Below are 10,127 nucleotides of genomic sequence, written 5' to 3'. Positions count from 1 at the left end.
ACACGCAGTAGCCACTCCCCGCGCCGCGTCTGCAAATCCCCCATAAATCCTCCTGCTTGATAAAAACCTCAGCATGACGAAAAAAGGAAAGGGCGTTTAGATGGGAGGGCTAGGCGCTTACAAAATATTGAGGTTTTGTTTTAACAATAAAGCTTAAATCAGGTTGGGTTTATCAAGCACCCCTGAGCTGCCAGGCACAAGCTCCCCTCTTTGATCGCGACTTGTGCCTGTGGACGGCTTACATAATGGGGGCACATTTTGCTATTTAAGTAGCAACTAGACCTCTTTGGTATTTTTTCAAAATACCCATAAATCTACAATTTCAATCACGGCCCATTTATCTAAGTAGCATCATTGAATGTTTATCTCTCTTTGCCAATCAATTTCAATTCAAAAGCAAGAATCAGAGTTAATAGGAACTCATTGCTGATTAAAGTCTCCCTGCAATTGTTTAAAAGCTGGAGTAAACACCTCCGATCACTCGCTGGTTTGTTTAGTTAGCAGCCGCTCTCCAGTTAACGACTATGGGAAAATAAAATGAAGCAATTAAGTGGGAAAATCGCGCTGATTACTGGGGCGACTTCAGGTATTGGCTATGCAACTGCCAAAGTTTTTGCGCAAGAAGGTGCCAGACTGGTACTAAGCGGAAGACGGCAATTTGAGCTTGAGCAACTGATATCTGACATCAACAATGCAGGCGGGGATGCTATTGGACTAGCTGGCGATATTAAGGATGAGCAACTGGCCGCTGAGTTGGTCGAAATCGCCATGAGCAATTTTGGTGGTCTGGACATTGCATTCAATAATGCAGGCATAACAGGTGAATCAATTCCTCTGCCCGATATATCCATTGATCAATGGCACGAGGTACTGAATACCAATTTAAGCAGCGGATTTTTGGGGGCTAAATATCAGCTACCTGCCATGATCAAGCGCGGGGGTGGCTCGATCATTTTTACCTCTACATTTGTCGGGCACACTGTGGGTTTCCCAGGGATGGCTGCCTATGCTGCCAGCAAAGCAGGCTTGATCGGGATGGCGCAGGTTATCGCGGCAGAGTTCGGCCAGCATCGCATTCGAGCCAATGCATTGCTACCAGGCGGAACAGATACCCCGATGGGGCGAGCTGCCACTCATACCCCAAAGGCAAGAGCATTTGTCGAAAGCTTGTATGCACTTAAACGATTAGCGAGGCCGGAGGAAATCGCCCAAGCAGCACTATTCTTAGCATCCGATGCTTCATCGTTTGTTACAGGAACCGCCATGCTTACTGATGGAGGTGTTTCTATTAACCGAACCTAAACCAGGATTAGGTTGATCACCCCACGCCGAACTACCCACAAATAGAAACGAAGCCCAACAATACGCTTAAGAATGTTGGGCTTCGCATGCTCAGCAGCAAGCTACAAGATTCATCTATGTTCAAATTATTATGCTGCACGACATATATTAATAATTAAGTTTTAATAATTAAGTTGGTTTAAATAATTATAACTTTGCTGAATGCTATCAAATGGCGATATGGCTGCGTCGTGCTCAACAAAATAATGCTGCACCCCTGCTTGGGAGGATAAAGCGAGCTGCTGCCTCCAATCAATCAGCCCTGGCCCTACTTCGCTCAGCAGTGGAAACACCTGTTCAAAAGGCACTGGCGCGGCAAAACTCTGTGGCGGCCAGCTTTTTAACTGCTTTAGGTGCACCAGGGGAAAACGCCCTTGATGACGCTGAAAATAATCTTGAGGGCTCTGCCCAGCAAGTGTGATCCAGCATAAATCCAGCTCCATCTTAGCTAAATCTGCATCGCACTCTTGCAGTAAGATGTCGTAAGGAAGCACCCCATTTTGCGCGACAAACTCAAAATGGTGATTGTGGTAGCAAAACTGAATTCCAGCCCGCTGGCACGCCTCCCCCGCCCGATTAAACACATCAGCAATTCGCCTCCAGCCATCAGGCTGCCCACCTACTGCGGCATCAATCCAAAGATTAACAAGATACTGGTGCCCCAGCAGCTGCGCGTCTTCAATCACCCCAGAAAGTGATGGCCCCAAATCTTGATAAGCAATATGCGCGGCTGGGGCAGTTAAACCCAGCCCTTCTAAAATAGAGCGAATTTCGCTGGGCTTATGCCCAAAATAACCCGCGAATTCCAACTCTTTAAAACCAATCGCTGCCACCTTCTCCAGCGTAGACCACAAGTCTTTTTGCATTTCTGCACGCAAGGTGTAGAGCTGCACACCAATCCGCTCTAATTTATGGGCCATTGATACACCTTTAAAAAACAAGTAGATGACTCACCAAACAATTACACACGATATATAGACGCTTAGGTTTTAATTAATCCAAGGCAATAAAAAACAAACGACTTAGGACGGCCAATCCTATCAACTTAAGGGAAATTTGTTGATCGTTAAATCTTAAGCGATCAACTTTGATCGATCTATTGCAAGTATTGAAACATTGTAGGGCGGCTGAAACCCGCGTTTTTTTCAGCATTACTCGCGGGTTGCACCCGCCCTACGAATGGCAGATTGCTTAAGTTGATAGGATTGGGGTGCAAGCTGCTCCCCCTAAAACTCAACCGTTTCACAACCATTAAACATCGCAAATTGCTGCAACTTGGCCCTAAATGGCGTGGCAAAGGCGTCCGGCAGCTCACCCTCCAGATGAAAGTTGATCACTTCTAAGCGTTTTTCTGCTCTGTGGGCTTTGCAATCGATGCGGCCAACAAAGCGCTCGCCAAACAAAACCGGTAGGCAAAAATAGCCGTATTGGCGCTTGGCGGCGGGCACATAGCATTCCAGTTTGTAATCAAAGCCAAATAATTGTTGCAGACGTTTGCGGTGGATCACGGCGTTATCAAATGGTGATAGCAGATGCACGGCGGGGCTAGTGCTTGGAGCTTGAGCCAGTGCGGCCGTTGCTGCGTAGGCATTGGGGATGCCACAGCCAGCCAGCGGGCTAATTTCGCCGCTAACAATTTGCGCGGCCAGTAACTCGCGTAGGGTGCTTTTAAGGGCTTTATCACCCTGCAAATGGCTAACTTGCTCTAAGGTGACTAGGCCGTGCGCGCGCAGATTGCTGCGCAGCAAATAGGTGGCGTAATCGGCTAAATCTGGCGCTTGGGTGTTTAAATCTGGCGGCAGGATGCGCTCTTTCAGGTCGTAAACTTTTTCCATGCCGATACGCTGGCTGACCATGAGATCGCCCTGAAAAAATAGCTTTTCTAGTGCGCGTTTGCCTGGCCCCCAGTTCCACCACGTGCCGCCCTTGGTTTTGTTGCCTTCTAAATCACGTACCCGCAGCGGGCCTTCATCCCACACTTTTAGCAAAATATCCTGCATCAGCACTGGGCTAATTTCGCTATGCCAAGATCGCGTACTATCTCTGGCCTCCGCCATGCGGCGCTGTGCAAAGCGATAATCACGCATAGGCAGATAGGATGCGGCATGAAACCAGTATTCAAAAATTTGCCGCTCGGCCAGCAGCTGGTTTAAATACGGCGGTTGATAACTGGGCACTCTGGACCACAGCACATGATGGTGCGCGCGCTCTATTCTAGACATAGTATCAATCTGCACATAGCCAAGATGCTCAATTGCCGCCAGCGTACCTTGAATACCCTCCCCAAAACAGGCTGCGCCAAGTAAGCCTTGCTGTGCTAAAGCTAGGCGTTGTAATTGGAGATTTGTGGGAGTACGCATGGCTAGCCCAAAATAGAACGATCGTTCAATAATAGCGCAGAGCAAGGGAGAGTAAAAGAACTACAAACGTTGATGAGAAGATGCGTTTAGCCATCACAACACCACTCGTACCGCTCAGTTAACGCCATAACTGAGCGGTTTACGATTATCAATGTGCTATTAGCCAGCGGTGTATTGTTGAATAAATTTCTGCACGGGGGCTGGCCGCAAAAGGGCGTCTCCCTTACTGCTAAATATTTGCGCTACTTTGTTACGAATAAGCCCCGCTTCCAGCGTGCGATTTTTGCTATCTATCATCAGCCATGCCGTGCCACTTTTTGTATCTGCGGGGGCTTTGCCCAGCACGTATAAAACGCCATCAGATTGTAGAACGCTCGCCGAGCTCATCAGGGATAAAAACACGGGATGCTCACTATTAAGTATGTTTTTAAGCTCTGCACTAATGGGGCTTACCGCAGTAAACAGCCCAATATCCTGAGGAAGTTGGCCTTGATACTGCTCTAGCTGCTGCCAACTACTATCGCTATTCAGTGCTTTTTGCGCCAACAACACCCCTTTTGCTTTAACGGAGCTGGCGATCTGATTAGCATCTATGCCCAAAGGCTGCAGCACGTCATTTGCTTGGCCTGCAATCTGCTCAATCGCCCCATCGCTTTGTTTTTTGATTTCTGCACTCACCATGCCCGCAGCCGAAGAAGCGGCCTGTTGAGCGATTTGGCTGGCTTGATCACAGCCGCTCAGTGCAAGCAGCAGACTGGCAAGGAGTGGTGTGATTATTTTTTGCTTGATTTGAACGGGCATCACTTCGATCATCCACGGAATTAATCAGAGTAAGAGTAGCGCTTGAAACGTAAGTTTCTGTTTTGAATAAATATTTATGACATTGCCACTCTTTATTATATTTTTAAGCGGCCACAAATATTGGCGGCAAGAACATGCAAGTAAAAAACGCCTACTTCTTACTAAAAAACATACACAAAACCACTTAGTTCAGGTAATTAGCTCATACCTTGCTATGTGAAAATTATTTCAATCAACGTAAGATGCGTTGACATTCACCCTAGCTCATTACAAAGGCTTCCCCTTGCAAATCAAATCTCTCCTGATCTGCTTCACGCTGATCGCCCTCGCCGCCTGCGGCAAAAAAGAAGAAAGTGTGAATGCGGCAGAATCTGCAGACAGTGCCCAAGTTAGCTCCGTAGCAAACACTAAACAAAAAACGGAAGAAAGCGCAGCGCAACTCGGCTCATTGGCAAATAGCCAGACCGATAGCGAACGCAAATTTATTCGCCATGCAGATGCTAAATTCCAAGTAAAAGATGTATATCAATCAGCACTAGCCATTGAAGATATTACCGCTCAGATGGGTGGTTTTGTTGAGCGCAACAGCATTCAGTCGCGAAAGGAGCGGATAGAACATGAGAAAATTGGTGATGATAAGCTCCTGCAGCTTACGCAATACGTACTTGATGGTGAGCTGGTTTTGCGAGTTCCCAGCGCCAAAACGCAGGAATTTCTGCGCCTAATTGCAGCACAGATTACTTTTCTGGACGAGCGTACCTTTACCGCAAAAGATGCACAGTTCGATTTGCTCAGGCAAAAAATGGGGATACATTTAAATCAGCAAACCCAGCAAAAGCTTGGCGAAGCGGCAGAGCAAAGCAAAAACCAGCGTACAAAAGCAGAAATCATTGTGGCGCAAAACGACAGCAAAATGGCCCGTGATGAGGCCATTGTGCGTGAAAAAGAATTCAACGATCAGGTGGCTTTCAGCAGTATCAGCTTGCATCTTTATCAGTTGCCACAGCTTAGTAAAACCGAGCTTCCGGATATCGAATCAGCTTTCGCGCAAAGCCGTCCTAGCTTTTTTACTCGGCTGTGGGCAAGCATTCAGACGGGCTGGCAAGGGGGGCTAAATAGTATTGTTTTCCTGAGCCAAGCTTGGCCGTTGTGGCTGCTGCTACTGGCATTACTTATCGGGCTTAAACGCTATCGCGCCATTCGCCGGGCCCGCGCAGCCAAAGAGCCTATTTCTTCTTAAGCCATTTAAATAAACAGCAGGGAAATCAATTAAATAAGAATTTCCCTGCAAAAATAGCTTTAATAATAATTGAATAAACATTAAACGTATTTGATCGCCATATCCCCCTGTTTACTCTCTGCAATTCCAATCCTATCAACTTAAGGTAAATTTGTTGATCGTTAAATCTTAAGCGATCAACTTAGAGTTGATCTATTGCAAGGAAACATCGTAGGGCGGGTGCAACTCGCGTTTTTTAGCATGGCTGCGGACTACACCCGCCCTACGAATCGCAGATTGCTTAAGTTGATAGAATTATCTGCAATTCTCTACCTTAATAGCCCATTCATTTACTTACACCAATACTCAAAAAAAAATATGGTTATTCCAAAAAATACTTACTAATTCACCACTCTATATTAGTTAATAGTTTGACACACGGGCAAAGCCAAACTAGCTTGAGTTATGCTTTTTCACTTACTTAAGTAACAATCAATAAAGAGAAGCCAATGCAAGCGGCCTGGTTTGATGATCTCACTCGCTTAGTCCTAAGCCGCACCGGCATTGTTGTGCGTGAGCAGGACAACCTATGCAAAGAGATTGAATCCATCAGCCGCAAGCAGCTAGGACTTAGCCCCGTGGAGTTGCTGGCTGAACTGCAACACAGCAAAACAGCATCCAGCCGTGCTTGGCGTGAAGTACTGGCCTTCCTTACAGTGGGTGAATCGTATTTTTTCCGCGATGAGGGGCAGTTTAAGCTACTGAGTGAGCACATTCTGCCCGAGCTACTGGCACAAAATGGCAATAGGCTACGAATCTGGAGTGCGGCCTGCTCCTCTGGCGAAGAGGCTTATTCCATTGCTATTCTCATCAGCCAATTACTGCCTACCTTGGCCATAGGCCAGCGGCCGGATATTCAGATAATCGCCAGCGATGTAAACCAGTTGGTGCTAGAGAAAGCCAAGCAGGGCATTTATAGCGAATGGTCTTTCCGTAGAGTGGATCCAGCCATAAGAAGCATGTATTTTACAAAACAGATAGATGGCTGGAAGATTAATCAAAACATACAGCAGATGGTGCAGTTTTATTATGGCAACTTACAAGAAGACTTATTTCCGGCACCAAGCACCCCATTTCATGATTTTGATTTAATTATTTGCCGCAATGTATTTATTTATTTTCAAGCTGAAACCGTTAGCCAAATCAGCAGTAAATTTGTTGCCTGCTTAAAGGCCCCTGGCTACTTAATAACAGGCCATGGTGAGCTGGGCCTACAGGGTGCTAAAGGGCTAGATATAATAAGTATTGATAATTTGCTGGTTTATAAAAAAAATATATTAATGCCACCCACTCCTGTGCTGCAGCAAATCAATCTAAAACCTCAGGCTCTACCCCCCGCGCTACCGCAAAAAAAACAAGCGCAGCTAAAACCTAATGCACCCGTGCCCGTTTTTAATGATTTATTACAGCAAGCTAAAAAACATGCAAACAACGGCCAATATGAGCTGGCAACAAAAAATAGCCATGAAGCCATCAAGCTGAATCCCGACTCCCCGCAGCCGCATTTTGTACTGGCGCAAATTGCCGAAGTGCTCGGCAATCGGGCAGAAAGTAAAACCATACTCAAAAAAGCTTTATATCTAGACCACACGTTTCTCCCTGCTTATGTTGAATTATTTAATATTTATATGCATGAAGATAATAAAAAAATGGCAGAAAAAATGCTCGCCAGTGCATTAGATATTGTGCGTTTATTACCAGGCCATACACCGGTGACCCTGTATGACGAAACCAGTGCCAGCGAATTACTGCTGATATTAGAACAATTTCAAACCAGTTTATAAATGGCGGCGGCAATGAAAGAATCAGCGAATTTATATTTTGTATTCAGCCTCAAAGATTCGCTGTACGCCATTGACGCGCTGGCGGTGAATATGACTTTCAGTTTGCCCGCCATTCGCCATATGGAAAACGCACCTGCCTATATTGCTGGGGTTATTAATTTACGCGGCAGTATTATTCCGGTCATCGATTTAAATATATTGCTAGGCAGAACACCCCAAGCAAGAAACTTATCTGATGCCGTGCTGGTAATGCAAAACGAGCAAACCCTGCTTGGTATGATTGTGAATGAAGTACTGGATGTCATCAGTATTTCCAGCGAGCAGATTGATCTTCCACCGCAGCACGAGGAGCAACAATCGGCCTCTTTTGTGTTGGGAATGGCGCGGGTGGATGAGCAAATTATCAGTATTTTGGACCACCGCCGCCTGATTGCCCGTGAGCTCAACCTTCAAGAATGCAGCGACCCTACACCGGATACCACAAGCGCTAGCGATAGAGTTATTTTACAAAAACGCGCAGCTGAGCTGATCCGCAAAATAGAGGCCGGTAGCGAAGCAGATAGCCTACAGCTGGCCGTGGTTATATTAGGGCAAGAATACTTTGGTATGGATATTCGGAATGTAAATGAATTCACTAAAATTAAAAATATTATCCCACTACCCAATTGCCCGCAGCATGTATTGGGCAATATGAATTTACGGGGCAGTATTCTTACTATTATTGATATCCGCAATACACTAGGAATGCATTCTGAAAACTTTACTCATCAGGCAAAAATAGTGGTGAGTTCTGCAGACGACATTCTGGCGGGGATTGCCGTGGATGATATCGACGATATTGTTCAAATTAGCCAATCCGAAGTAGTGCCTCTGCCCGCATCAGCCCATCCCGATGTTTTACGTTATGTCATGGGAACCGTTCATTACAACCAAAAAGCCATGACAATTTTGAACTTGCCCGAAATTCTAAAAAACAAAGATTTAGTGGTAAACGAACGCTAGGAGAACATCATGTTTGAAGGGATTAAGCTGAAGTACAGCATTTTGCTGGGCTATATTATGCCGCTGCTACTGCTGATTGTAGTGGGCATTGTGGTTTACAAAAATATCAAGGTGGCGGAGGAGCAATCCACTTTGGCGGAAACGGCCACCGAGATTGTCGCCAAAGCCAATACCCTAGAGTTTCATATCTTAGGCATGCAGGCAGCAGCACGTGGCATGCTGCTGCTTAAAAACGAGAAAGACCATGCTAAGTATCAAGAGCACGCCGCTGATTACACCCAAACCCTCGATTACTTAGAAACTGCAGTACACGACCCTAAGCAGCGCGAACTCTTAGCCAAAATAAAAGAATTTGGCCGAGCACTTAAAGATATCACTGGCAGTGAAGTCAGCCAGATACAGGAAGGTGCACCAGAAGCTGCGATGGCAATGTTTCGCTCAGGCAAGGCCGCAGGAGTGGGGCATGACTTACAAGCGACACTGGATGAATTTCAAAAAAAGGAATTTGAAATAAAAGACGAGCGACAAAAATTAGCGGCAGATGCTTTCTCCTCGCTGATTTCTGCCCTGATTTACGGCATTATTCTCGCCATTATCAGTGCCGTGTTGCTTGGCCTCTTTGTGGCTTCACGCATCACTCGCACCATCAACATGGCCGTCAGCGCCGCCGCCAGCACCTCTAGTGAAATTGCCGCCACCATCGCCCAACACGAGCGCACGGCCAACCAACAAGCAGCGATGACCAATGAAATGACCTCCACGCTAGAAGAGCTATCCGTGTCATCGCGTCAGTCTTCAGATCAATCGACCAATGCCGCCGATATGGCAAAAAATGCCAGCAATATGACCGAAGACGGCAGCGAGGCGATACGCCAAGTGGTTGAAGCCATGAATGGCCTAAAAGTAAAAATTGGCGCAATTGCCGAGCAAATACTGTCCCTTTCTGAGCAAACGGGGCAAATTGGCACCATTACTGAGCTGGTCAAGGATCTTTCTAATCAGATCAATATGCTGGCTTTAAATGCCGCTGTAGAGGCAGCAAGGGCGGGCGAGCATGGCAAGGGGTTTTCTGTCGTTGCCGCTGAAGTGCGCAAACTATCGGTAGAAAGTAAGAAATCTGCAGAGCAGGCCAAAGGCATTGTGTCAGGCATCCAAAAAGCATCTGACACCACCATTATGCGCACCGAGGAAGGCACACGGAATATTGAAAGCGTGATGAGCATCGTTGCCAAGGTGAATGATCTGTTTGAATCAATTTCCAGCTTATCCAACCAAGTTTACCAAAGCAGCCAGCAAGGGGCGCTGAACGCAAAACAACAAACCGCCGCAATTGCCGAAGTGGTTGGAGCCGCCAACACCATGAACGCCGGCGCCAAAGAAACCGCCGCCGGCATCACCCAGACCAAGATCGGAATACAAAACCTGAACGAGGCCAATAACAAGCTAAAAGCGATTGTTTGATGGAGTGCCATTCCAAACCCAAACCTTGAACCACGGCGTTGAGGAGAACACGGAGTTACACGGAGAAATGCAAATTTGGATTTTCTCCGTGATCCTCCG

At 46.5% G+C, this 10,127-nt stretch carries 8 protein-coding genes; 5 read left to right on the top strand and 3 right to left on the bottom strand.

Annotation, left to right across the window (positions count from 1 at the left end; all coding sequences use genetic code 11):
* Positions 1 to 537: 537 nt before the first annotated feature.
* Positions 538 to 1,302, top strand: coding sequence for an SDR family oxidoreductase (locus tag R6242_RS16630; RefSeq protein WP_318428881.1), 765 nt, complete (start codon positions 538 to 540; stop codon positions 1,300 to 1,302).
* A 161-nt stretch (positions 1,303 to 1,463) separates the two neighbouring features.
* Here the strand turns inward: R6242_RS16630 and R6242_RS16625 are convergent, their stop codons facing one another.
* The 3 genes from R6242_RS16625 to R6242_RS16615 form a co-directional block, all read right to left on the bottom strand.
* Positions 1,464 to 2,261, bottom strand: a complete 798-nt coding sequence (locus R6242_RS16625; RefSeq protein ID WP_318428878.1) for a sugar phosphate isomerase/epimerase — start codon at positions 2,259 to 2,261, stop codon at positions 1,464 to 1,466.
* 306 nt (positions 2,262 to 2,567) lie between these two features.
* Positions 2,568 to 3,701, bottom strand: a complete 1,134-nt coding sequence (locus tag R6242_RS16620) for a winged helix-turn-helix domain-containing protein (RefSeq protein ID WP_318428876.1) — start codon at positions 3,699 to 3,701, stop codon at positions 2,568 to 2,570.
* Positions 3,702 to 3,860: 159 nt separating this feature from the next.
* Positions 3,861 to 4,505, bottom strand: a complete 645-nt coding sequence (locus R6242_RS16615; RefSeq protein WP_293932993.1) for a hypothetical protein — start codon at positions 4,503 to 4,505, stop codon at positions 3,861 to 3,863.
* A gap of 280 nt (positions 4,506 to 4,785) precedes the next feature.
* On the opposite strand from R6242_RS16615, the gene R6242_RS16610 reads away from it, so the two are divergent.
* From R6242_RS16610 to R6242_RS16595, 4 genes are all read left to right on the top strand, one after another.
* A complete protein-coding gene (locus R6242_RS16610) occupies positions 4,786 to 5,742 on the top strand; it encodes a DUF4349 domain-containing protein (protein WP_318428873.1) in 957 nt (318 codons plus the stop codon).
* Between the two features lie 488 nt (positions 5,743 to 6,230).
* On the top strand, positions 6,231 to 7,565 hold the full coding sequence (locus R6242_RS16605) for a CheR family methyltransferase (protein ID WP_318428871.1): 1,335 nt from the start codon (positions 6,231 to 6,233) through the stop codon (positions 7,563 to 7,565).
* Positions 7,566 to 7,577: 12 nt separating this feature from the next.
* Positions 7,578 to 8,567, top strand: coding sequence for a chemotaxis protein CheW (locus R6242_RS16600; protein ID WP_318428869.1), 990 nt, complete (start codon positions 7,578 to 7,580; stop codon positions 8,565 to 8,567).
* 9 nt (positions 8,568 to 8,576) lie between these two features.
* Positions 8,577 to 10,028: a methyl-accepting chemotaxis protein gene (locus tag R6242_RS16595; RefSeq protein ID WP_318428866.1), complete on the top strand. Its 1,452-nt coding sequence runs from the start codon at positions 8,577 to 8,579 to the stop codon at positions 10,026 to 10,028.
* The last annotated feature ends 99 nt before the right edge of the window (positions 10,029 to 10,127 follow it).

This window comes from Iodobacter sp. CM08 (genome assembly GCF_033446605.1).
In the GTDB taxonomy this organism is placed as follows: Bacteria; Pseudomonadota; Gammaproteobacteria; order Burkholderiales; family Chitinibacteraceae; genus Iodobacter.
Note: the sequence above shows the minus strand (reverse complement) of the source record. Positions and strands in the feature narration are given on the sequence as shown.